20 protein-coding genes are annotated in these 24,059 nt (G+C 57.7%); 15 read left to right on the top strand and 5 right to left on the bottom strand.

Going from position 1 to position 24,059, the window contains the following annotated elements; translation table 11 throughout:
* Nucleotides 1-15: 15 nt before the first annotated feature.
* The 5 genes from AC3RCP_RS23170 to AC3RCP_RS23150 all read right to left on the bottom strand — a co-directional run bounded on the left by AC3RCP_RS23170 (nt 16) and on the right by AC3RCP_RS23150 (nt 4,857).
* A complete protein-coding gene (locus AC3RCP_RS23170) occupies nt 16-942 on the bottom strand; it encodes a GGDEF domain-containing protein (protein WP_053262197.1) in 927 nt (308 codons plus the stop codon).
* Between the two features lie 366 nt (nt 943-1,308).
* Complete coding sequence (locus AC3RCP_RS23165) at nt 1,309-2,049, bottom strand: YciK family oxidoreductase (protein WP_101338746.1); 741 nt, start codon at nt 2,047-2,049, stop codon at nt 1,309-1,311.
* 38 nt (nt 2,050-2,087) lie between these two features.
* Nucleotides 2,088-2,759 carry an N-acetylmuramic acid 6-phosphate phosphatase MupP gene (gene mupP, locus AC3RCP_RS23160; protein ID WP_101338745.1) on the bottom strand — a complete coding sequence of 224 codons (672 nt, stop codon included), beginning with the start codon at nt 2,757-2,759 and terminating at the stop codon, nt 2,088-2,090.
* 4 nt (nt 2,760-2,763) lie between these two features.
* The gene (gene ubiG / locus AC3RCP_RS23155; protein WP_007932212.1) at nt 2,764-3,462 is read right to left on the bottom strand and encodes a bifunctional 2-polyprenyl-6-hydroxyphenol methylase/3-demethylubiquinol 3-O-methyltransferase UbiG; all 699 of its coding nucleotides are present in this window, start codon (nt 3,460-3,462) and stop codon (nt 2,764-2,766) included.
* Between the two features lie 63 nt (nt 3,463-3,525).
* The gene (locus tag AC3RCP_RS23150; protein WP_087092376.1) at nt 3,526-4,857 is read right to left on the bottom strand and encodes a TRZ/ATZ family hydrolase; all 1,332 of its coding nucleotides are present in this window, start codon (nt 4,855-4,857) and stop codon (nt 3,526-3,528) included.
* Between the two features lie 108 nt (nt 4,858-4,965).
* Between AC3RCP_RS23150 and mtnA the strand changes: the two genes are divergently transcribed.
* From mtnA to AC3RCP_RS23075, 15 genes are all read left to right on the top strand, one after another.
* A complete protein-coding gene (gene mtnA / locus AC3RCP_RS23145) occupies nt 4,966-6,042 on the top strand; it encodes an S-methyl-5-thioribose-1-phosphate isomerase (RefSeq protein ID WP_492571821.1) in 1,077 nt (358 codons plus the stop codon).
* 355 nt (nt 6,043-6,397) lie between these two features.
* A complete protein-coding gene (gyrA, locus tag AC3RCP_RS23140) occupies nt 6,398-9,067 on the top strand; it encodes a DNA gyrase subunit A (RefSeq protein ID WP_007932208.1) in 2,670 nt (889 codons plus the stop codon).
* 64 nt (nt 9,068-9,131) lie between these two features.
* Complete coding sequence (serC, locus tag AC3RCP_RS23135) at nt 9,132-10,217, top strand: 3-phosphoserine/phosphohydroxythreonine transaminase (RefSeq protein WP_025805551.1); 1,086 nt, start codon at nt 9,132-9,134, stop codon at nt 10,215-10,217.
* On the top strand, nt 10,217-11,311 hold the full coding sequence (gene pheA / locus AC3RCP_RS23130) for a prephenate dehydratase (RefSeq protein ID WP_009045010.1): 1,095 nt from the start codon (nt 10,217-10,219) through the stop codon (nt 11,309-11,311). Before serC ends, pheA begins: the two co-directional genes overlap by 1 nt.
* A 10-nt stretch (nt 11,312-11,321) precedes the next feature.
* Nucleotides 11,322-12,434: a histidinol-phosphate transaminase gene (gene hisC, locus AC3RCP_RS23125; RefSeq protein ID WP_492571820.1), complete on the top strand. Its 1,113-nt coding sequence runs from the start codon at nt 11,322-11,324 to the stop codon at nt 12,432-12,434.
* A 28-nt stretch (nt 12,435-12,462) separates the two neighbouring features.
* Nucleotides 12,463-14,670, top strand: coding sequence for a bifunctional prephenate dehydrogenase/3-phosphoshikimate 1-carboxyvinyltransferase (locus tag AC3RCP_RS23120; protein ID WP_101338741.1), 2,208 nt, complete (start codon nt 12,463-12,465; stop codon nt 14,668-14,670).
* Nucleotides 14,667-15,356, top strand: coding sequence for a (d)CMP kinase (gene cmk, locus AC3RCP_RS23115; protein ID WP_101338740.1), 690 nt, complete (start codon nt 14,667-14,669; stop codon nt 15,354-15,356). The genes AC3RCP_RS23120 and cmk overlap by 4 nt, the downstream gene beginning before the upstream one ends.
* A gap of 121 nt (nt 15,357-15,477) precedes the next feature.
* Nucleotides 15,478-17,172 (top strand): 30S ribosomal protein S1, encoded by a 1,695-nt coding sequence (rpsA, locus tag AC3RCP_RS23110; protein ID WP_007931318.1) that lies wholly within the window; start codon nt 15,478-15,480, stop codon nt 17,170-17,172.
* Between the two features lie 202 nt (nt 17,173-17,374).
* The gene (locus AC3RCP_RS23105; protein ID WP_101338739.1) at nt 17,375-17,656 is read left to right on the top strand and encodes a hypothetical protein; all 282 of its coding nucleotides are present in this window, start codon (nt 17,375-17,377) and stop codon (nt 17,654-17,656) included.
* A gap of 183 nt (nt 17,657-17,839) precedes the next feature.
* A complete protein-coding gene (gene ihfB / locus AC3RCP_RS23100) occupies nt 17,840-18,133 on the top strand; it encodes an integration host factor subunit beta (RefSeq protein WP_008042113.1) in 294 nt (97 codons plus the stop codon).
* 22 nt (nt 18,134-18,155) lie between these two features.
* The gene (locus AC3RCP_RS23095) at nt 18,156-18,377 is read left to right on the top strand and encodes a hypothetical protein (protein ID WP_150052521.1); all 222 of its coding nucleotides are present in this window, start codon (nt 18,156-18,158) and stop codon (nt 18,375-18,377) included.
* A 124-nt stretch (nt 18,378-18,501) separates the two neighbouring features.
* On the top strand, nt 18,502-19,557 hold the full coding sequence (locus AC3RCP_RS23090; protein WP_492571819.1) for an LPS O-antigen chain length determinant protein WzzB: 1,056 nt from the start codon (nt 18,502-18,504) through the stop codon (nt 19,555-19,557).
* A 649-nt stretch (nt 19,558-20,206) separates the two neighbouring features.
* Nucleotides 20,207-21,337: a non-hydrolyzing UDP-N-acetylglucosamine 2-epimerase gene (wecB, locus tag AC3RCP_RS23085; protein WP_097137571.1), complete on the top strand. Its 1,131-nt coding sequence runs from the start codon at nt 20,207-20,209 to the stop codon at nt 21,335-21,337.
* A 9-nt stretch (nt 21,338-21,346) separates the two neighbouring features.
* Nucleotides 21,347-22,618 carry a UDP-N-acetyl-D-mannosamine dehydrogenase gene (gene wecC / locus AC3RCP_RS23080; RefSeq protein ID WP_101338736.1) on the top strand — a complete coding sequence of 424 codons (1,272 nt, stop codon included), beginning with the start codon at nt 21,347-21,349 and terminating at the stop codon, nt 22,616-22,618.
* Nucleotides 22,615-24,054: a mannose-1-phosphate guanylyltransferase/mannose-6-phosphate isomerase gene (locus AC3RCP_RS23075; protein ID WP_101338735.1), complete on the top strand. Its 1,440-nt coding sequence runs from the start codon at nt 22,615-22,617 to the stop codon at nt 24,052-24,054. The genes wecC and AC3RCP_RS23075 overlap by 4 nt, the downstream gene beginning before the upstream one ends.
* Nucleotides 24,055-24,059: the final 5 nt, after the last annotated feature.

Genomic DNA, 24,059 nt, shown 5'->3' with positions numbered 1-24,059 from the left:
GCCCCAGCCATTCTCTCAGCCGGCCATCGCCAGGCGGTTGCGGCCTTCGCGCTTGGCCACATACAGCGCGCTGTCCGCACGGCGCAGCAGGCTCTCGGCTGATTCCCCTGGCAGCAGGGTCGAGCAACCCAGGCTGACCGTCAGCTCGATCAACTTGCCATCCGCCCAGTAATCCTTGGCCTGGGCCGCCTGGCGCAGCCGTTCTCCCACCATGGCGGCGGCATCGCGTCCGGTATTGGACAGCAGGATCAGGAACTCCTCGCCACCAAAACGAAACACCATGTCGACGTTGCGCAACTGCGCCTTGATGGCCGCGGCAACAGCCTTGAGCACTTCATCGCCGGCGCTGTGGCCGTGGCTGTCGTTGATTCTCTTGAAGTGATCGATATCCAGCATCAGCAGCGACAGTGGGTGCAGGTGGCGGCGGGCCATTTCGATTTCCCGTTGCAGCGTCTGGTCCATGGCGATCCGGTTGCCGGTATCGGTCAAGGGGTCGCGCAGGGCGCTACGGGTCGCGGCCCGATAGAGCAGAGCGTTGCGCATCGGATAAAGCAGGGTGGACAGCAGGGATTCCAGATGGCCCTGTTCCTGGTCGCTGAAACGCTGATTGCGCCGAAATACCAGCTCGCCCATGGTCTCGCCTTCATGGCTCAGGCTGTAGCTGATGGAGTGGTGGCCGCGCTGGCCGAACTCCAGGCGCAGGTCGCTGGGTTTGTGCTGGTAAACCAGGGCATCCAGGGGCACAAGGCGTTGGGTTTCGCGGAAGAACAGGCCGAGAATGCGTTGCGGCTCCAGGCTGGTCTGTAATTGCAGGCTCAGCTGCTGGCGCAACTGGGCAAGGCTGACCGGGCGTTGCAGGAGTGGTGACTGCTGGCCAAAGCCCAGGCGTTGCAATTTGGCGCTATCGAAGTCAATTGCGTTGGTCTGGGTCGGTATTTTCATATGGCGTGAGCCCCTGGGCACGTAATGCAGTCTTACTGGCTGGGTGAGAGCGGCTCATGGCTGCACGTCATACTGTTCCATCAGTCCCGTAGGACAAGCGATCACAGTCTAATCCGCTTTACGGGCCGTTATAAGCCCCGACTCGATCGTCGCTGAGTTTCGCCAATACACTGCCTATTTGAGGGAGATGAGAGCGAAAGTCATGCCATTCGCTTCATCCGAGTAAAATGCTTTTGAATTCAGCGGGTTGGCTGACCGTGCCGAGGCTTGGCGTGGCCCGGGGTGGCATTTGTCTGGCGATGACGGGGTGGAAGGCTGCCAGGAAAGGAGTGCCGCGACGATATTCCGCCGCGGCCAAAGAACGGATTACTGGGCGTCGAATGCCTGGCCGTTGATCCCGGTACTGTCCGGACCCATGAGGTACAGGTAGACCGGCATGATCTCCTCGGGGGCCGGGTTGTTGCTCGGGTTTTCCCCTGGATAGGCCTGGGCGCGCATGCTGGTGCGGGTAGCGCCCGGATTGACACTGTTGGCGCGCACCGGTGCGACACCGTCGACTTCGTCGGCCAGGGTTTGCATCAGGCCTTCGGTGGCGAACTTCGAAACGCCATAGGCGCCCCAGTAGGCACGGCCCTTGCGGCCAACGCTGCTGGAGGTGAACACCACCGAGGCGTCCTGGGACAGCTTGAGCAGCGGCAGCAGGGTACTGGTCAGCATGAACATGGCATTGACGTTGACTTGCATCACCCGCATGAAGTTCTCGCCCGACAGCTGTTCCAACGGCGTGCGCGGACCAATGATCGAGGCATTGTGCAGCAGGCCATCGAGGTGACCGAACTCGGCTTCGACCATGGCGGCCAGCTCGTCGTACTGGTGCGGCAGGGCGGTTTCCAGGTTGAACGGAATCACCACCGGCTGAGGGTGGCCGGCGGCTTCGATCTCGTCATAAATCTGGATCAGGTTGGCTTCGGTCTTGCCCAGCAGCAATACGGTAGCGCCGTGGGCGGCGAAGGTCTTGGCGGCAGCGGCGCCGATGCCGCGACCGGCACCGGTGACCAGGATGACCCGATCCTTGAGCAGTTCGGGGCGGGCGGAGTAATCAAACATAAAAACCTCGGGAAATCAGAAGCGAAAGCCTGGGCCGATCAGCAGCTGCACAGCGCCTGGTCCAGGACCTGGCGCAGTTCCAGCGGATGGTCGACCACCACGTCGGCGCCCCAATGCTTGGGATTGTCGTCCGGATGGATGTAACCGTAGGTCACGGCGGCGGTCCTGGTGCCTGCGTCGCGGCCCGATTCGATGTCACGCAGGTCGTCGCCGACGAACAGTACGCTGGCCGGGTCGAGGTCGAGCATCTTGCACGCCAGGATCAACGGCTCCGGATCGGGCTTGCTGTTCTTTACGTGATCCGGGCAGATCAGCAGGGCGGAACGTTCCGCCAGGCCCAGCTGCTGCATGATCGGCTCGGCAAAGCGCACCGGCTTGTTGGTGACCACGCCCCAGAGCAGATTGGCTTTCTCGATATCGGCCAGCAGCTCGGCCATGCCGTCGAACAGTTTGCTGTGCACCGCGCAATGCTTGAGGTAACGCTCCAGAAACTCCAGGCGCAGCTCCTCGAAACCCGGGGATTCCGGGTCCGTCGAGAAGGTCACGGCGACCATCGCCCGGGCGCCACCGGAGATTTCGTCACGGATATGTTTGTCCGCGATCGGCGCCAGGCCGCGGTCGGCGCGCATGGCCTGGCAGATGGCGATGAAGTCCGGCGCGGTGTCGAGCAGGGTGCCGTCCATGTCGAAAAGAACTGCTCTGATACGCATGGGCTTATTCCTCCCGCAGGGTCTGGATCATGTAGTTGACGTCGACGTCGGCGGCCAGCTTGTAGTGCTTGGTCAGCGGGTTGTAGGTCAGGCCGATGATGTCCTTGACGGTCAGGCCGGCGTCACGGCTCCAGGCGCCCAGCTCGGAAGGCCGGATGAATTTCTTGAAGTCATGGGTGCCGCGCGGCAGCAGCTTCATGATGTATTCGGCGCCGATGATGGCGAACAGGTAGGCCTTTGGATTGCGGTTGATGGTGGAGAAGAACACCTGGCCGCCGGGCTTGACCATGCGAAAGCACGCGCGGATCACCGAGGAGGGGTCCGGTACGTGCTCGAGCATCTCCAGGCAGGTGACGACGTCGAACTGTTCGGGCATTTCCTCGGCCAGGGCTTCGGCGGTGATCTGCCGATACTCGACGTTCACCCCGGACTCCAGTTGATGCAGTTGTGCCACCGCCAGCGGGGCCTCGCCCATGTCGATGCCGGTTACCGTGGCGCCGCGCTGGGCCATGGCTTCGCTGAGGATACCGCCGCCGCAACCGACGTCGAGGACTTTCTTGCCGGCCAGGTTGACGCGCTCGTCAATCCAGTTGACCCGCAGCGGGTTGATATCGTGCAGCGGTTTGAATTCGCTCTCGCGGTCCCACCAGCGATGGGCGAGGGCTTCGAATTTGGCGATTTCGGCGTGGTCGACGTTACTCATGGGTAATCCTCTGAATCTGGAAAATTCTGGCTGTCGGTCTCGAGCCGGGCTCGAGGGTTCCTGCTATTCGGTATGGCCGCTGATACGCCGGCCCCAGGCTGTCGCCGTGGCGTGCAGCTGTTGTTCGTCCAGGCGCGTCAGGCGCCGGTCGTCGAGCAATTGCTTGCCGGCGACCCAAAGGTGTTTCACGCAATCGCGGCCGGTGGCATATATAAGCTGCGAAACCGGGTCATAGATCGGTTGCTGTGCCAGGCCGGACAGGTCGAATGCCACCAGGTCCGCGGCCTTGCCGAGTTCCAGCGAGCCGATCTCGCTCTCCAGGCCCAGGGCCCGCGCGCCGTTGAGGGTGGCCATGCGCAGCGCCTGGTGGGCATTCAGGGCGGTGGCCGAGCCTGCCACGGCCTTGGCCAGCAGTGCGGCGGTGCGGATTTCGCCGAGCAGGTCCAGGTCGTTGTTGCTGGCGGCCCCGTCGGTGCCTACTGCAACATTGACGCCAGCCTGCCACAGCCGTTCCACCGGGCAGAAGCCGCTGGCCAGTTTCAGGTTCGACTCCGGGCAATGAATGACATTGCTATTGGTTTCTACCAGCAAAGCCAGGTCGTCATCGCTGATTTGGGTCATGTGTACGGCCTGGAAGCGCGGCCCGAGCAGTCCCAGTCGCGCCAGGCGGGCCAGGGGCCGCTCGCCGTGCCGGGCGACGGCCTGTTCCACCTCGAAGGCGGTTTCATGGACGTGCATATGAATGGAGGCATCGAGCTCTTCGGCAATGATCCGGATCTTCTCCAGGTTTTCGTCGCCGACCGTGTAGGGCGCGTGGGGACCGAAGGTGATCTTGATGCGCGGATGATGCTTGAGGTCGCTGAATAGCTCGACGCCCTGGCGGATGGCCTCGTCGGCGCTGTGGGCGCCCGGAATCGGAAAGTCGAGGACTGGAATGGCAATCTGCGCCCGAATGCCGCTGTTGTGCACGCGCTCGCTGGCAACCTTCGGAAAGAAGTACATGTCGGAAAAGCAGCTGATGCCGCCTTTGAGCTGTTCGGCGATGGCCAGGTCGGTACCGTCGCGGACGAAGGCTTCATCGACCCATTTGGCTTCGGCGGGCCAGATGTGGTTCTCCAGCCAGGTCATCAATGGCAGATCGTCGGCCAGGCCGCGGAACAGGGTCATCGCCGCATGGCCGTGGGCGTTGATCAGACCAGGGCTGAGCAGCATGCCCGGCAACTCGCGGACCTCGGCAGCCTGCAGCTTCAAGGCCGCGGCGCGCGGGCCGATGAACACGATGCGGCCGTCGCGGATACCCAGGCCGTGCTCCTTGAGCACCACGCCGGCCGGTTCAACAGGCACCAGCCAGGTCGGCAACAGGAGTAGGTCGAGCGCAACGACAGGGTTCGGCATCGAAGATCGGTTCCAGGGCGTTTGTGGAGGATGGCGAAGTATACCCGAGCGTCTTCGCCGGGGGATCGCTATAATCGGCGGCTTTTGTTCATGAGTGCGGGGTGAGGGATGCGCGATCGACTGTTGGCAGCGGAGAAGGTGAAGGCCATCGATTGGCGGGATGACGCCCTGTATCTGCTCGATCAGCGTATTTTGCCCTTCGAGGAAAGCTGGATTGCCTACACCAGCGCGGCTGCCGTCGCGCAGGCCATTCGCGAAATGGTGGTGCGTGGCGCGCCGGCGATCGGTATCAGCGCAGCCTATGGCGTGGTCCTGGCGGCGCGCGCGCGTTTTGCCGTCGGTGGTGACTGGCAGGCGGCGATGGAAGAAGACTTCGCACTGCTCGCCGACTCGCGTCCGACCGCGGTCAACCTGTTCTGGGCGCTGAACCGCATGCGTGAACGCCTGGAGCGCCTCAAGGGCCACGCCGACCCGCTGGCGGTGCTGGAGGCGGAAGCCCTGGCCATTCATGAAAGCGACCGCGAAGCCAACCTGACCATGGCCCAGTTGGGTGTCGACCTGATTCGCCGGCATCAGGGCAATGCCCAGGCCATCCTGACCCACTGCAACACCGGCGCCCTGGCGACCGGCGGCTTCGGAACGGCCCTGGGGGTGATTCGCGGGGCCTTTATCGAAGGTATGGTCGAGCGGGTGTATGCCAATGAAACCCGTCCTTGGCTGCAAGGCTCGCGGCTGACTGCCTGGGAGCTGGCCAACGAGGGCATCCCGGTGACCTTGAATGCCGACTCCGCTGCCGCGCACATCATGAAAACCAAGGGCGTGACCTGGGTGATCGTTGGCGCCGACCGCATTACCGCCAATGGCGATGTGGCGAACAAGATCGGCACCTATCAGCTGGCGGTCAATGCAATGCACCACGGCGTGCGTTTCATGGTGGTCGCGCCGAGTTCGACCATCGACATGGCCCTGGCCAGTGGCGAAGACATTCCGATCGAGGAGCGTGATGGCAAGGAGTTGCTCGAGGTCGGCGGCAAGCGGGTAGGGGCGGATGTGGAGGCCTATAACCCGGTATTCGACGTCACCCCGGCGGACCTGATCGACGCCATCGTCACCGAGAAAGGCATAGTCGAGCGTCCCGATACCGCGAAAATGGCCCAATTGATGTGCCGCAAGCGCTTGCACTGAGATCGTTTTGCAAAAGGTTTCGCTGACGGCTGCCGTGGGGTGGTCGTCAGTCCGGGAAAAAAACCGCATTTACGCGCGAAATCAGCCTCTGAGCTTCTCTCGTCTCTTATCAGCCTGTCACCGGTCAACTAACTATGCTCCATGCGCATCAGGGGGATAGGTGCGTGGCGGCGATTGTGATAACATCCGGCGGTTTCCAAGGTGGTCCGAAGTGACCGCCTTCACTGCGCAAATCCATGGCATAACTTGTTGATTTGTCGTAAGTCGGTGCATGGCACTAGGCCTGCAGCGGCGAGCTTCGTTCGTCCCATATGGATGTGACGAAGTTTCACCAGAAAAAGGAATCAGGCTTCTCATGGGCGAACTGGCCAAAGAAATCCTCCCGGTCAATATCGAAGACGAGCTGAAACAGTCCTATCTCGACTACGCGATGAGCGTAATCGTCGGGCGGGCACTGCCTGATGCGCGCGATGGCTTGAAGCCCGTGCACCGGCGTGTGCTGTACGCGATGAGCGAGCTCGGTAACGACTGGAACAAGCCGTACAAGAAATCTGCCCGTGTTGTCGGTGACGTGATCGGTAAGTATCACCCGCACGGTGATACCGCGGTGTACGACACCATCGTTCGTATGGCCCAGCCATTCTCCCTGCGCTACCTGCTGGTAGACGGCCAGGGTAACTTCGGTTCGGTCGACGGCGACAACGCGGCGGCCATGCGATACACCGAAGTGCGCATGACCAAGCTGGCGCACGAGCTGCTGGCCGACCTGCACAAGGAAACCGTGGACTGGGTGCCGAACTACGACGGCACCGAGCTGATCCCCGCGGTCATGCCGACCAAGATCCCCAACCTGCTGGTCAACGGTTCCAGCGGTATTGCCGTGGGCATGGCGACCAACATTCCGCCGCACAACCTCGGCGAAGTCATCGACGGTTGCCTGGCCCTGATCGACAACCCGGAGCTGACCGTCGATGAGCTGATGCAGCACATCCCGGGCCCGGACTTCCCGACGGCGGCGATCATCAATGGTCGCGAAGGCATCATCGAAGCCTACCGTACCGGTCGCGGGCGTATTTACATGCGTGCCCGCTCGATCATCGAGGACATCGACAAGGTCGGTGGCCGCCAGCAGATCGTCATCACCGAGCTGCCTTACCAACTGAACAAGGCGCGTCTGATCGAGAAGATCGCCGAGCTGGTCAAGGAGAAGAAGCTCGAAGGCATCACCGAGCTGCGCGACGAGTCCGACAAGGACGGTATGCGCGTAGTGATCGAGCTGCGTCGTGGCGAAGTGCCGGAGGTGATCCTCAACAATCTCTACGCCCAGACCCAGCTGCAGAGCGTGTTCGGTATCAACATCGTTGCGCTGATCGACGGTCGTCCGCGGATCCTCAATCTGAAGGACCTGCTGGAAGCCTTCGTGCGTCACCGTCGTGAAGTGGTGACCCGCCGCACCGTGTTCGAACTGCGCAAGGCTCGTGAGCGTGGTCACATTCTCGAAGGCCAGGCCGTTGCCCTGTCGAACATCGACCCGGTCATCGCCCTGATCAAGGCCTCGCCGACCCCGTCGGAAGCCAAGGAAGCGCTGATCAGCACGCCTTGGGAATCCAGCGCGGTGATGACCATGGTCGAGCGTGCCGGCGCGGATTCCTGCCGTCCGGAGAACCTCGATCCGCAATACGGTCTGCGCGACGGCAAGTACTTCCTGTCGCCAGAGCAGGCGCAAGCCATTCTGGAATTGCGTCTGCACCGCCTGACCGGCCTCGAGCATGAAAAACTGCTGGCCGAGTACCAGGAGATCCTCAACCAGATCGGCGAGCTGATCCGCATCCTCAACAGCGCCACGCGCCTGATGGAAGTGATCCGCGAAGAGCTGGAAGTGATTCGCGCCGAATACGGCGATGTGCGTCGCACCGAGATCCTCGATGCCCGTCTCGACCTGACCCTGGGCGACATGATCCCGGAAGAAGAGCGCGTCGTGACCATTTCCCACGGCGGCTATGCCAAGACCCAGCCGCTGGCCGCGTACCAGGCCCAGCGTCGTGGCGGCAAAGGCAAGTCGGCAACCGGCGTCAAGGATGAGGACTACATCGCTCACCTGCTGGTGGCCAACAGTCACACCACGCTGTTGCTGTTCTCCAGCAAGGGCAAGGTCTACTGGCTGAAAACCTACGAAATCCCCGAGGCTTCCCGTGCCGCCCGTGGTCGTCCGCTGGTTAACCTGCTGCCGCTGGATGACGGTGAATACATCACCACCATGCTGCCGGTCGAGGAATACACCGAGGGTCACTACATCTTCATGGCGACCGCCAACGGCACCGTGAAGAAGACCCCGCTGGAATCCTTCAGCCGTCAGCGCAGCGTTGGTCTGATCGCGCTGGAACTGGACGAGGGCGATGTGCTGATTTCCGCCGCGATCACCGATGGCGAGCGCGAAGTCATGTTGTTCTCCGATGGTGGCAAGGTGACTCGCTTCAAGGAGTCCGACGTTCGTGCCATGGGCCGTACCGCCCGTGGTGTGCGTGGCATGCGTCTGCCGGAAGGGCAGAAGCTGATCTCCATGCTGATTCCGGAAGAAGGCAGCCAGATCCTCACCGCTTCGGCGCGTGGTTATGGCAAGCGCACGGCGATCACCGAGTTCCCTGAGTACAAGCGTGGCGGTCAAGGCGTTATTGCCATGGTCAGCAACGAACGTAACGGCCGCCTGGTCGGAGCGGTCCAGGTGCTCGACGGCGAGGAAATCATGCTGATTTCCGACCAGGGCACCCTGGTGCGCACCCGGGTCGATGAAGTGTCCAGCCTGGGCCGTAACACCCAGGGTGTGACCTTGATCAAGCTGGCCAGCGACGAAACGCTGGTAGGCCTGGAGCGGGTTCAGGAGCCGTCGGAAGTCGAAGGCGACGAATTGGAAGACGAGGATGGCGAGGTGCTCGAGGGCGCCGTGCTGGATGCGGCGACCGACGCGGATGATGCCGTCGAAGGCCAGCAGGCTGACGCCGCGGGCGAAGAAGAGTCGCAAGACTAAATAAATCGTAGCAGGGCAGAGTGTTTGCTCTGTCCGCTACCGTGAATGCATAGCGAGAGTGGATGTGAGCAAACGAGCCTATAACTTCTGCGCAGGTCCCGCTGCGCTACCTGAAGCTGTCCTGTTGCGTGCCCAGGCCGAATTGCTGGATTGGCATGGCAAGGGCCTGTCGGTCATGGAGATGAGCCATCGCAGCGATGAGTTCGTCTCCATCGCCACCAAGGCCGAGCAGGATCTGCGTGATCTGCTGAATATCCCCTCGAACTATAAAGTGCTGTTTCTGCAAGGCGGCGCCAGCCAGCAATTTGCTCAGATCCCTCTGAACCTGTTGCCGGAAAATGGCACGGCCGACTATATCGACACCGGTATCTGGTCGCAGAAAGCCATTGAAGAAGCCTCGCGCTACGGCCATGTCAATGTGGCTGCCACCGCCAAGCCTTACGATTACTTCGCCATCCCTGGCCAGAACGAATGGCAGCTGTCGAAAGACGCGGCCTACGTGCACTACGCGCCGAACGAAACCATCGGCGGCCTGGAATTCCAGTGGATCCCGGAAACCGGCGACGTTCCGCTGGTGGCCGACATGTCTTCCGACATCCTCTCGCGCCCTGTGGATATCTCCCGTTTCGGCATGATCTATGCCGGCGCGCAGAAAAACATCGGCCCGAGCGGCATCCTGGTCAATATCGTTCGCGAGGACCTGCTGGGTCGCGCGCGCGCGCTGTGCCCGACCATGCTCGACTACAAGGTCGCGGCGGACAACGGCTCGATGTACAACACTCCGCCGACTCTGGCCTGGTACCTGTCCGGTCTGGTGTTCGAGTGGCTCAAGGAGCAGGGTGGGGTGGAAGCCATCGCCAAGCTCAATGACGTCAAACAGCGCACCCTGTACGACTTCATCGACGCCAGCGGCCTGTACAGCAACCCGATCAACAAGTCGGACCGCTCGTGGATGAACGTGCCGTTCCGCCTGGCCGATGACCGTCTGGACAAGCCGTTCCTGGCCGGCGCCGACGCGCGCGGCCTGCTGAACCTCAAGGGGCACCGTTCGGTAGGCGGCATGCGCGCCTCCATTTACAACGCTGTCGACATCAATGCGGTCAACGCGCTGGTGGCCTACATGGCAGAGTTCGAGAAGGAACACGGCTAATGTCTGAGCAAGAACTCAAGGCACTTCGCCTGCGCATCGACGCTCTGGACGAGAAAGTCCTGGAGCTGATCAGTGAGCGCGCGCGCTGCGCCCAGGAAGTCGCGCGAGTAAAGATGGCCTCGCTGGCCGAAGGCGAAGTGCCGGTGTTCTATCGTCCTGAGCGTGAAGCTCAGGTGCTCAAGCGGGTGATGGAGCGCAACCAGGGGCCGTTGGGCAACGAAGAGATGGCGCGGCTGTTCCGTGAAATCATGTCGTCCTGCCTGGCGCTCGAGCAGCCGCTGAAAGTGGCTTACCTCGGTCCGGAAGGTACCTTCACCCAGGCCGCGGCCATGAAGCACTTCGGTCACGCGGTGATCAGCAAGCCAATGGCGGCGATCGACGAAGTGTTCCGTGAGGTGGCGGCGGGAGCGGTGAACTTTGGCGTGGTGCCTGTGGAAAACTCCACCGAGGGTGCGGTCAACCACACCCTCGACAGTTTCCTGGAGCACGACATGGTGATCTGCGGCGAGGTCGAGCTGCGTATCCACCATCATCTGCTGGTTGGTGAAAACACCAAGACCGACAGCATCAGCCGCATCTACTCCCATGCCCAGTCCCTGGCGCAGTGCCGCAAGTGGCTGGATGCCCATTATCCGAATGTCGAGCGGGTGGCGGTTTCCAGCAACGCCGAGGCGGCCAAGCGGGTCAAGGGTGAGTGGAACTCGGCGGCCATCGCCGGCGATATGGCGGCGAGCCTGTATGGCTTGACCCGTCTAGCCGAGAAAATCGAGGATCGCCCGGACAACTCCACGCGCTTCCTGATGATCGGCAACCAGGAAGTGCCGCCGACCGGCGACGACAAGACCTCGATCATCGTTTCCATGAGCAACAAGCCCGGCGCTCTGCATGAGCTGCTGGTGCCTTTCCATGACAACGGTATCGATCTGACGCGTATCGAAACCCGGCCTTCGCGCAGCGGCAAGTGGACCTATGTGTTCTTCATCGACTTCGTCGGCCACCACCGCGATCCATTGATCAAGGGTGTGCTGGAAAAGATCAGTCAGGAAGCAGTGGCACTCAAGGTGCTGGGTTCCTACCCGAAAGCGGTTCTCTGAGGCTTTAACAATGAGTGGCGACTTCCTCGCTCTGGCACAGCCGGGCGTGCAACAACTTTCGCCTTACGTTCCGGGCAAGCCCGTGGACGAACTGGCACGCGAGCTGGATATCGATCCGGCGAAAATCGTCAAGCTGGCGAGCAATGAAAACCCGCTGGGCGCCAGCCCCAAGGCGCTGGCGGCGATACGCGAAGAGCTGGCCGAGCTGACCCGTTACCCGGATGGCAATGGCTTTGCGCTCAAGACCCTGCTGGCCGAGCGCTGTGGCGTCGAGCTGGCGCAGGTCACCCTGGGCAATGGTTCCAACGACATCCTGGAGCTGGTCGCCCGCGCTTATCTGGCGCCTGGCCTGAATGCGGTGTTCAGCGAACACGCCTTTGCGGTCTATCCGATCGTTACCCAGGCCGTGGGGGCCGAAGCCCGTGTGGTTCCGGCTAAAGACTGGGGACATGACCTGCCGGCCATGCTGCAGGCCGTCGATGCCGATACCCGGGTGGTCTTTATCGCCAACCCGAACAATCCGACCGGCACCTGGTTCAGCGCCGAGGCGCTGGACGATTTCCTCCAGGACGTACCGGCTCATGTACTGGTGGTGCTGGACGAGGCTTACATCGAATACGCCGAAGGCAGCGACCTGCCGGATGGCCTGGATTTTCTGGCGGCCTATCCGAACCTGCTGGTTTCGCGAACCTTCTCCAAGGCCTACGGCCTGGCTGCGTTGCGCGTGGGTTATGGCTTGTCGGCTCCGACCGTTGCCGATGTGCTCAATCGCGTCCGCCAGCCCTTCAACGTCAACAGCCTGGCCCTGGCGGCGGCGTGTGCGGCGCTGGAGGATACCGATTACCTGGCCGAGAGCCGTCGCTTGAACGAGGCGGGCATGCAGCAGCTGGAATCCGGCTTCCGGGAACTGGGCCTGAGCTGGATCGCTTCCAGGGGCAACTTCATTGCGGTGGATGTCGGGCGGATTGCCGCACCGGTGTTCCAGGGCTTGTTGCGTGAAGGGGTGATCGTGCGTCCGGTGGCCAACTACGGCATGCCGAATCACCTGCGCGTGACCATTGGCCTGCCGGCTGAAAACACCCGTTTCCTCGAGGCTTTGGCCAAGGTTCTGGCTCGTGGTTGATGTCATTCCAGTGCAACCTGCGGTGCCTATGATCGGTCGCCTGGTGGTGGTCGGTCTGGGACTGATCGGCGGTTCCTTTGCCAAGGGCCTGCGTGAAAGTGGCGTATGTCGTGAAGTGGTCGGTGTCGATCTCGATCCGCAATCGCGCAAGCTGGCCGTTGAGTTGGGTGTGGTGGATCGCTGTGAAGAAGACCTGGCGCTGGCGTGCCGGGGCGCTGATGTGATCCAGCTGGCGGTGCCGATTCTGGCCATGGAAAAGTTGCTGGCGATTCTGGCAGGCATGGATCTGGGGCAGGCGATCCTGACCGATGTCGGCAGCGCCAAGGGCAATGTGGTGCGAGCAGCGACCGAGGCTTTTGGCGGCATGCCGCCGCGCTTCGTCCCGGGGCATCCGATCGCCGGTTCCGAACAGAGTGGGGTGGAAGCCGCCAATGGCCAGTTGTTCCGTCGCCACAAAGTGATCCTGACGCCGCTGGAGCAGACCGATCCGGCAGCGCTGGCGGTGGTCGACAAACTCTGGCGGGAGCTGGGGGCGGATGTCGAGCATATGCAGGTCGAGCGCCACGATGAAGTGCTGGCGGCGACCAGTCATCTGCCGCACTTGCTGGCGTTCGGTCTGGTCGATTCGTTGGCCAAGCGCAGTGAAAATCTGGACATCTTCCGCTACGCTGCGGGCGGTTTCCGTGATTTCACGAGAATCGCCGGTAGTGACCCGGTCATGTGGCACGACATCTTCCTCGCCAATCGCGAAGCTGTCCTGCGCACACTCGATACATTTCGCAACGACCTCGACGCCTTGCGCGACGCGGTCGATGCAGGGGATGGGCACCAGTTGTTGGGCGTATTCACTCGCGCCCGGGTTGCTCGCGAGCATTTCAGTAAAATCCTGGCCCGTCGGGCCTATGTGGACGCTATGAACTCCAATAACCTGATTTTCCTGGCAAATCCTGGTGGCCGCCTGACTGGGCGGATTCGTGTACCAGGCGACAAGTCGATTTCTCACCGTTCGATCATGCTCGGCTCCCTGGCTGACGGTACTACTGAAGTCGAAGGCTTCCTCGAGGGCGAAGACGCCCTGGCGACGCTGCAGGCTTTCCGTGACATGGGAGTGGTGATCGAAGGTCCGCACCATGGTCGCGTGACCATTCATGGCGTCGGCCTGCATGGCTTGAAGCCGGCTCCGGGGCCGATCTACCTGGGCAACTCCGGCACCTCGATGCGCCTGCTGTCCGGCCTGCTGGCCGCGCAGAGTTTCGATAGCGTGCTGACGGGCGATGCATCGCTGTCCAAGCGTCCGATGAATCGCGTAGCCAATCCGCTGCGCGAGATGGGGGCAGTCATTGAAACCGCAGCGGAAGGGCGTCCGCCGATGACCATCCGTGGTGGTCACAAACTCAAGGGCCTGACTTACACCATGCCAATGGCCAGTGCCCAGGTTAAGTCATGCCTGCTGTTGGCTGGCCTGTACGCCGAAGGCAAGACCACTGTGACCGAGCCTGCGCCAACCCGCGATCATACCGAGCGCATGCTGCGCGGCTTCGGTTACCCGGTAGCGGTCGACGGCGCCACGGCTTCGGTCGAGTCCGGCGGCAAGCTGCAGGCGACCCATATCGAAGTGCCTGCGGATATCTCCTCGGCGGCCTTCTTCCTGGTGGCTGCGTCCATCGCCGAAGGTTCCGAACTGGTGCTCGAGCATGTTGGCATCAACCCGACTCGTACCGGGGTAATCGATATCCTGCGCCTGATGGGGGCTGATATCAGCCTGGAAAACCAGCGTGAGGTCGGCGGCGAGCCTGTGGCGGACCTGCGGGTTCGTGCGGCGAAGCTCAAGGGGATCGAGATTCCGGAAGAGCTGGTCCCGCTGGCGATCGACGAATTCCCGGTGCTGTTCGTTGCCGCAGCCTGCGCCGAAGGGCGTACCGTGCTGCGTGGCGCCGAAGAGTTGCGGGTCAAGGAGTCCGACCGCATCCAGGTGATGGCCGATGGTTTGCTGGCCCTGGGTGTCAAGTGCGAGCCGACGCCGGACGGTATCATCATCGATGGCAGCCAGATTGGCGGCGGCGAAGTGCACGGGCATGGTGATCACCGTATCGCCATGGCTTTCAGCGTGGCTTCATTGCGTGCCAATGCGCCAATCCGCATCCATGACTGCGCCAACGTTGCCACGTCCTTCCCGAACTTCCTTGCGTTGTGCGCTCAGGTCGGCATTCGTGTTGCGCAAGAGGCCCAGTCGTGAACATCAAGGCGCCAGTCATCACCATCGATGGGCCAAGCGGCTCGGGCAAGGGCACCGTTGCCGGGATTCTGGCGAAGCGCCTAGGCTGGTGCCTGCTGGATTCCGGTGCCTTGTACCGGTTGCTGGCTTTTGCCGCGCGCAATCATGGTGTCGACCTGACCAATGAGGAGTCGCTGAAACTGCTGGCGGCTCATCTGGATGTGCAATTCGTCGGAGCGACCGAAGGTCATCCGCAACGCATCATTCTGGAAGGTGATGACGTCACCGACGACTTGCGCAACGAGCAGGTCGGCGCCTGGGCCTCCCAGGTTGCGGCGCTGCCGGCCGTGCGCGACGCGCTGTTGCAGCGTCAGCGAGCTTTTCAGGAACCGCCGGGGCTGGTGGCCGATGGGCGCGACATGGGGACAGTGGTATTTCCCGATGCGCCCCTGAAGATATTCCTCACCGCAAGTGCCGAGGAGCGCGCGCGCCGTCGCTACTTGCAGTTGAAGGGAAAAGTCGATGGTGTTAGTCTGTCGAGTCTGCTAGATGAGATTCGTGCGCGCGATGAGCGCGACACCCAGCGAGCAGTCGCCCCGCTCAAACCGGCGGTTGACGCTATACAGCTGGACTCCACGGAGTTGTCCATCGAGCAGGTGCTGGAACGCATCTTGAGCGAAATCGCCATTCGCGATATCGCCGGGTGACCAAGGAGGAGCGCAGGGGACCAGTCATAGTCCTGCGGTCCTTCTTTTATATGAACGTAACCCACATTGTCTGGGATGTGGCAGATGGGCGTATTCTTCGCCCTTATCAACAGGAATTAAAATGAGCGAAAGCTTTGCGGAACTCTTTGAAGAAAGCCTAAAAACCCTGAACCTTCAGGCAGGCTCCATCATCACCGGTGTTATCGTCGACATCGACTACCAAGCGCGTTGGGTAACCGTTCACGCTGGTCTGAAGTCTGAAGCGCTGATCCCGCTTGAGCAGTTCTACAACGATGCTGGCGAACTGTCCATCAATGTTGGTGATGAAGTTCACGTTGCTCTGGATTCGGTTGAAGACGGCTTTGGTGAAACCAAGCTGTCCCGTGAAAAAGCCAAGCGCGCTGAATGCTGGATCGTTCTGGAAGCAGCCTTCGCAGCCGAAGAAGTGGTCAAGGGCGTTATCAACGGTAAGGTTAAAGGCGGCTTCACTGTCGACGTTAACGGCATCCGTGCGTTCCTGCCAGGTTCTCTGGTTGACGTCCGTCCAGTGCGCGACACTACGCACCTGGAAGGCAAAGAGCTCGAGTTTAAAGTCATCAAACTCGACCAGAAGCGCAACAACGTTGTCGTTTCCCGCCGTAGCGTCCTCGAAGCCGAGAACTCCGCTGAGCGTGAAGCTCTGCTGGAATCCCTGCAGGAAGGTCAGCAAGTCAAAGGTATCGTCAAAAACCTCACCGATTACGGCGCATTCGTCGATCTGGGTGGCGTCGATGGCCTGCTGCACATTACCGACATGGCTTGGAAGCGCATCAAGCATCCTTCCGAAATCGTCAACGTTGGCGACGAGATCGATGTCAAGGTTCTGAAATACGATCGCGAGCGCAATCGTGTTTCCCTGGGCCTGAAGCAGCTGGGCGAAGATCCATGGGTTGCTATCAAAGCCCGTTACCCAGAAAGCACTCGCGTTACCGCTCGTGTAACCAACCTGACCGACTACGGCTGCTTCGCCGAGCTGGAAGAAGGTGTTGAAGGTCTGGTGCACGTTTCGGAAATGGACTGGACCAACAAGAACATCCATCCTTCGAAAGTCGTACAAGTCGGCGACGAAGTGGAAGTTATGGTTCTGGACATCGACGAAGAGCGTCGTCGTATCTCTCTGGGCATCAAGCAGTGCAAATCTAACCCATGGGAAGATTTCTCTGGCCAGTTCAACAAGGGCGACAAAATCTCCGGCACCATCAAGTCGATCACCGATTTTGGTATCTTCATTGGTCTGGACGGTGGCATCGACGGTCTGGTTCACCTGTCCGACATCTCTTGGAACGAAGTGGGCGAAGAAGCCGTACGCCGCTTCAAGAAGGGCGACGAGCTGGACACCGTTATCCTGTCGGTTGACCCAGAGCGTGAGCGCATCTCCCTGGGTATCAAGCAGCTGGAAAGCGATCCGTTCTCCGAGTACGTTCAAGAGAACGACAAGGGTGCAATCGTTAAGGGTGTTGTAAAAGAAGTTGACGCCAAAGGCGCCATCATTACCCTGGCCAACGATATCGAAGCGACTCTGAAAGCCTCCGAAATCAGCCGTGATCGCATCGAAGATGCTCGTAACGTCCTGAAAGAAGGCGAAGAAGTTGAAGCCAAGATCATCAGCGTTGACCGTAAGAGCCGTGTAATCCAGCTCTCGATCAAGTCGAAAGACGTTGAAGACGAGAAAGAAGCTATCCAGAGCCTGCGCGACAAGCCAGCTGCTTCGGATATCGCTGCTGGTCCTACCACTCTGGGCGACCTGCTGCGTGCACAGATGGAAAAGCAGAACTAAGTTCTGTCAGACCATAGAAAAAGGGCGACTTCGGTCGCCCTTTTTTGTGTCTGCGATTTGGGTTCTGGCTTGCGTCTGTCGAGGGGGGAAACCAATAGAGTCATTTGGGTGTCTATTTTCTTAAGAGGATCAATAACCTATTCAGGGCTATGCGTGTTTGAGCTGAATGATGGTGGGGCGATTGCCTGGTATAAGGAAGTAGATGAAAAATCTCATCGTGATTTTCGCGGTTCTAGTCTTGGTGGGCTGTACGACCAATGCCAAGGTCCATGCGGTCCGTGGTGTCAGTGGTATCGAGATCGATTGCTCCGGTCTTGGGGCTGGCTGGGGCAAGTGCTACAAACGCGCTGAGCGTGAATGCAAGGGGGATGGCTATAAGGTCATTACCAGGTCTAGTGATGCCAAGGACGAGGAGGGTGACTATCCCTTTGGCTGGAATCCTGCGGGTTACCTCACTCGGACCATGCTTGTCATATGCCGCTAGTAGGATGGCGTGGTGGGAGGTCAAATTGCTGCGGAGTTTTCATTTTAGGCGCTGTTGAATGCCCTCGTTTGTGGTGTTTTCGCAAGGTGGGAGATAAGTCAATGCTTGGGCTGTTCAAAATCTCCCGGTCGTGCTAAAACCTTTGAAGCGCTTATCTAGCTGCTTGAAAAAGAAGGGAAAAATATGACGAAGTCGGAGTTGATCGAACGAATTGTCACCCATCAAGGGCTACTCTCATCCAAGGATGTGGAGTTGGCCATCAAGACCATGCTTGAGCAAATGTCCCAATGCCTCGCAACCGGAGATCGCATCGAGATTCGGGGCTTTGGTAGCTTCTCCCTGCACTATCGTGCACCGCGCGTAGGTCGCAATCCGAAGACAGGTCAGTCTGTCAGTTTGGATGGCAAGTTCGTTCCACATTTCAAGCCGGGCAAAGAGCTTCGGGATCGTGTGAATGAGGAAGAGGAGGAGGTGTGATGTTTTTTGCGGGAGGGATTATATGCGTACTTTGAGGCGTGTGCTGCTCGCGATTGTTTTTTTTGCTTTTGCCTTGTCGATTCTCATTTTTGTGTTGGAGAACCGGGAGGCTGTTGTATTGAGCTTTCTGGGTCGCTCTATTTCTGCATTTCCTGTTTCTATCTACATTATATTTTCATTGTTGATTGGTATGATTTTTGGTCCATTGTTAAGGGCTGTGCTCAAGGGTGGGCAAAAAAAATAGTGGTTGCCTGTAGTGTGGCTATGGTGTCAAAGACTGGCTAGCATGAGGAGATTTTCTTGGATGTCTGGTATGGGGTTGTTGGCGCATTTTTGAGTCAGGGTGTTTAATTAAAAGGTTGATTTGCATGCAGGGCGACTTGATGGTGAGCAAGAAAGATGAAGAGGTGGATCTGCAGGAGCTTGTTCGGGTTCTTTGGGATAAAAAGGCTTGGATACTGATTTTTACGTTACTGTCGGTGCTATTTGCCGCCGTCTTTGCCTTTTTGAGTAAACCTGAGTATGAAGCCAAAGGATATGTGGTGCCTCCAACTCAGAAAGATATAGAAAACTTTAACTATGGTCGAACTAAGGATTCTCAGTTAACCCCTTATACTATTAAAGATGTATATGGTGTATTTATTTCCTATTTTCAGGCTGAGTCGCTCCGGCAAGATTTTTTTAACAACGTCTATCTGCCTTCTTTGAGTGAGGAGGAGCGCCAAGGGGCGCAAGATGGATTGTACTCAGGCTTTTCCAAAAGGTTGAGCATCACTCTGCCAGGCAAGGATTTTGCTGATCGTTATTCCATTACTGCGCGCAGTGACAGTCCTGCTCAATCTGTAGAGTGGGTTCACCAATATGTAGCTCGTGCCAGTGATCTGGCAAAGCAGGAGCTATTGGCCAACGTAAGGCGTGAGGCTGAGGTGGGGGCGCGAAACGTCGAGCAGCAGATTGCAGCATTGCGTGATGTTAGCCAGAAAGAGCGGGAGGACTCTATTGTTAGGCTTCAGGAGGCATTACAAGTTGCGGAAGCATTGGGGCTTGAAAAGCCGTTGATCATAACAGGAAACTCGGCCATCGAGGTTGCTGGCAATATAGCGGGCCAACCTGCTTATATGCGCGGGGCCAAGGCTTTGAAGGCTGAGATTGAAAATATGGAGTTGCGCAAATCCGATGACCCCTTTATTGGTCGTTTGCGTGAGTTGCAAGGTAAGTATGACTTTTATAAAGGGATTGAGGTCAAAGTTGGTGATGTGTCTGTCTATCGAATGGATGGCGGTATTGCTCGATATGACACGCCGGTAAAGCCGGTGAAATCCATGATTCTTGCATTGGGGTTGCTGATCGGCTTGGTCGGGAGTAGCGGGCTGGTGCTTATTGTTTATTTGATAGCTAGAGGTCGGTCTGCTGTGTCCTCCTGAGAAAGATTGTTTCAGCTTTGGCGTGTGTGGGCACTGAGTTGGCTATGTTTTCAGGTTGGACTGTGACGCTCGCGTTCAGAAGCTACTGAGGTTGCCTCAGGTTTTTTTGCTTGACGGGCTTGACATTTCTTTGGCGTGAGCTCAGCTCATGCATCGATGCTGCCTTGCGGAAAGGCTTCCAGTGGCTATCGGCTCAGGTGTTTTTCTTCTTTTACGGGCAGGTCAGTAGTGATTTTCCCGGTTCGAGGCCTCACTTTGGCGCTTCTAGCACCATAAAAAACTTGGCTTGGCGCCCAGAATTGCTCAGTCAGTTCAGGCATAATGGTCATTATGATGCTGGAGGATGGCGTGGCTGAAGGTTACTCGCTTCAAATTCCGTGTTGAATGCATTTGTGGCTCTATTAGGCAATCGGTAGTGGCTAAATAGTGGCTGCTGGGCGCTTTCTGTTGGTATCTGCGAAAAGCTCTGCTTGTGAGGCATCGTTCACTGGGCGTATCCGAATAATGTATTATGCCCAGTGATATGTCTGCGATTGGTGCGGAATCGTCCGATCTTATGTGGTTCGATAGGTCAGGCAATGGTGTGGCGGTAATAAAGCTTCAGGCTGAACTGCTGAATAAATAATGATATGGAATCATTGGTAATCTAATGACTTTAAAGATCTTGAGTGTTTTCGGGACGCGGCCGGAAGCCATAAAAATGGCACCACTGGCTTTGGCATTGCGTGCGGATGAGCGTTTTGACGCAAAAATCTGTGTCACGGGTCAGCATCGCGAAATGCTCGATCAAGTGCTGGAGTTATTCGAGCTTGAGCCGGACTTCGATCTAAATATCATGAAGCCAGGCCAAGACCTTACCGATGTAACCACATGTATTCTACAGGGAATGAAGGGTGTATTTGCCACTTATAAGCCGGATATCATTCTGGTGCATGGTGATACAGCAACTACTTTCGCAACAACCCTCGCAGCTTATTATCATCAGATCCCTGTAGCGCATATCGAGGCAGGGCTGCGTACAGGCAATCTTTATTCGCCGTGGCCGGAAGAGGCTAATCGGAAGTTGACAGGGGCTTTGGCGCGCCTTCACTTCGCGCCTACCCAAAAATCCGAACAGAATCTGTTGCAGGAAGGGGTGCCTCCGGAGTCGGTTTATGTAACTGGCAATACTGTTATTGATGCCTTGCTCAATGTTGTTGAAAAGCTCGGATCTAACACTAGGCTGAATCAGCAGTTTTCGGAGCAGTTCAAGTTTCTTTCAACAGAACGCCGCTTGATTCTTGTGACGGGACATCGCCGCGAAAGCTTTGGTGATGGATTTGAAAGAATCTGTATGTCACTGGCTTCTATTGCTCGTGAATTTGATGATGTTGAAATTGTTTATCCTGTGCACTTGAACCCTAATGTGCGCGAACCTGTTAATCGTTTGCTGTCTGGTATCGATAATATTCATCTCATCGAACCATTGGATTATCTTCCTTTCGTCTATTTGATGAACCGTTCCTACTTGATTCTGACGGACTCCGGCGGTGTGCAGGAGGAAGCTCCGTCCCTGGGTAAGCCAGTGCTAGTTATGCGTGATACTACTGAGCGCCCGGAGGCCATCGAAGCCGGTACCGTCAGGTTGGTCGGAACTGAGAAGGAAAAGATTACCAGCAATCTGCGCGAGCTTTTGCTTGATAGCGATGCTTATCAGGAAATGAGCTTTGCTCATAATCCTTATGGTGATGGTAATGCCTGTGCCCGGATTATTAATACTCTTGCCACTTTTAAAAAGTAAGGTTTCGTTATGAGCTTTTCCACTATTTCCGTGATTGGCCTAGGGTATATCGGCTTACCCACTGCTGCAGTGTTTGCTTCGCGAAAGATAAAAGTTGTTGGTGTTGATGTTAACCAGAAAGCCGTAGATACCATCAACTGTGGGCAGATCCATATCGTAGAGCCTGATCTTGATATCGTAGTTCATGCTGCCGTAACCGAAGGGTATTTGCGTGCCAGCACTCGTGCAGAACCTGCAGATGCTTTTTTGATTGCGGTACCTACTCCCTTCAAGGGTGATCATGCTCCAGATCTTTCTTATATCGAGTCTGCAAGCAAGTCGATTGCGCCTGTTCTGAAAAAGGGTGACCTGGTTATTCTCGAATCCACTTCGCCTGTAGGGGCAACCGAGCAGATGGCGCAGTGGCTGGCCGAGGTGCGTCCGGACCTGACCTTCCCTCAGACTCATGGCGAGGCATCGGATATTCGAGTTGCTCATTGCCCGGAACGCGTATTGCCTGGCCATGTGCTGCGTGAGTTGGTGCAAAATGACCGGGTTATTGGTGGCATGACACCTAAGTGTTCTGAGGCCGCTACCCGTCTTTACAAGCTGTTTGTAGAAGGTGAGTGCATTCTTACCAACGCGCGCACAGCGGAAATGTGCAAGTTGACCGAGAATAGCTTTCGTGATGTCAATATCGCGTTTGCCAATGAGCTTTCTATGATCTGCGATAAGTTCGGTGTAGATGTGTGGGAACTCATCAAGCTGGCTAACCGACATCCTCGAGTCAATATCCTGCAGCCTGGTCCCGGTGTGGGGGGGCATTGTATTGCCGTCGACCCCTGGTTCATCGTCAGTCAGGCCGAAGGGCAGGCGAAACTGATCAAAACTGCTCGTGAGGTCAATGATTCCAAACCATCTTGGGTTGTTGAAAAAGTTGATGCCGCGGTGGCTGAGCATCTTTCGCACAATCCTGAAAAGTCCGAGAAAGATGTTGTTATTGCCTGTTTTGGTCTGGCATTCAAGCCTGATATCGATGACTTGCGAGAGAGTCCATCGTTGGAAATTACCAAGCACATTGCGGGCTCTCACTCTGGCAAAGTCCTGGCAGTCGAACCCAATATCGAGTCTTTGCCGGCAGCCCTGGTATTGCCTGGTGTGGAACTGTGTGCGATAGAAGAGGCCTTCAGTCGGGCGGATGTTCTTTTGCTTCTGGTGGATCACAAGCAGTTCAAGGCTGTCCCGTCGTCGGCTTTAGAGGGGCGTCAGGTAGTTGATACTCGCGGGATCTGGTTTGTATGAAGATTCTTCCGGTAATCATGTCCGGAGGCGCCGGGACGCGCCTGTGGCCCCTTAGCAGAACGCTCTACCCTAAGCAGTTTCTAGCTATATCAGGTCGTGAAACCTTGTTTCAGCAAGCCATCGGTAGGTTGATAGGGATAGCTGCGCCAGGCTCGGATTTGCTGCCACCTTGTATCGTCGCCAATGATGAGCACCGTTTCCTGTGTCTGGACCAGATTCGGGAGATGAAACTGAGCAAGAGCTCCATCATTCTCGAGCCTATAGGGCGTAATACGGCGCCCGCACTCACACTGGCTGCTCTCTATGCGCGGGATGAGCTGTCACAGGTCGATCCAATTCTGGTTGTGGCGCCTGCTGATCAAATGATTCTCGATGTGCAGATGTTCACCCAGTCAATCAGCAAGGCTGTTGAAGTTGCAGCGGACGGCGATATTGTCATATTGGGTATAAAGCCTGATCGCCCTGAAACAGGCTATGGCTATATTCATTCAACAGATGCCGCTGAAGTTAAGCGAGTCGACGCCTTTGTTGAAAAACCCGGACTGCAAACTGCACAGAAGTATCTGGATGAAGGTAGTTATTTCTGGAACAGTGGTATTTTCGTTCTGCGAGCATCCGTATGGTTGAAGGCGCTAAAAATTTTCAGGGAAGATATTTACCTGGCCACTGAGAAAGCCTGGGCCGAGAGAGCTCAGGATAGTGGATTTATTCGGCCTCAGGCCGATGCCTTCTCTCTTATCCCGTCGGAATCAATAGACTACGCGGTGATTGAGCATTGCGCGAAGCATCCTGAGTTGCAACTCAAGATGCTGGCGATGGATGCAGGCTGGTCTGATCTTGGGGCATGGGATGCCGTTTGGCGCTCAAGCGAGAAGGATGACAGCCACAATGCAACTCATGGTGACGTGATTGTCGAATCCAGCGCCAATACGCTGGTTTATGCTTCTCACCGTCTGGTGACCGCTGTTGGGCTCGACAATATCGTGATCGTCGAGACGCCTGATGCTGTTTTGGTTGCCAACAAGGAGCGCAGTCAGGGCGTGAAGGCGATTGTCGAAGCATTGAATGTCTGCTCGCGGAGTGAGACCAAACTGCATCGTCGCGTTCACCGGCCTTGGGGTTGGTACGACAGCATTGATTCCGGCTCACGTTTTCAAGTGAAGCGGATATTGGTCAAGCCAAAGGCAACGCTGAGCTTGCAGAAACATTATCATCGTGCAGAGCACTGGATTGTGGTTTCTGGTACAGCAGAAGTTACCTGTGAGGATCGGGTTTTTCAGCTGAACGAAAACCAGAGTACTTATATTCCTGTTGGACATGTTCATCGTCTTTCCAATCCGGGCACGATACCTCTTGAAATCATCGAGGTTCAGTCCGGAAGTTACTTGGGTGAGGATGATATTGTTCGATTTGATGATACTTACGGTCGTGTATAAGATTT

The sequence above is a fragment of the Pseudomonas sp. GW822-FHT05A08 genome, assembly GCF_058800485.1.
This window is presented reverse-complemented; position numbering and strand designations above follow the sequence as displayed.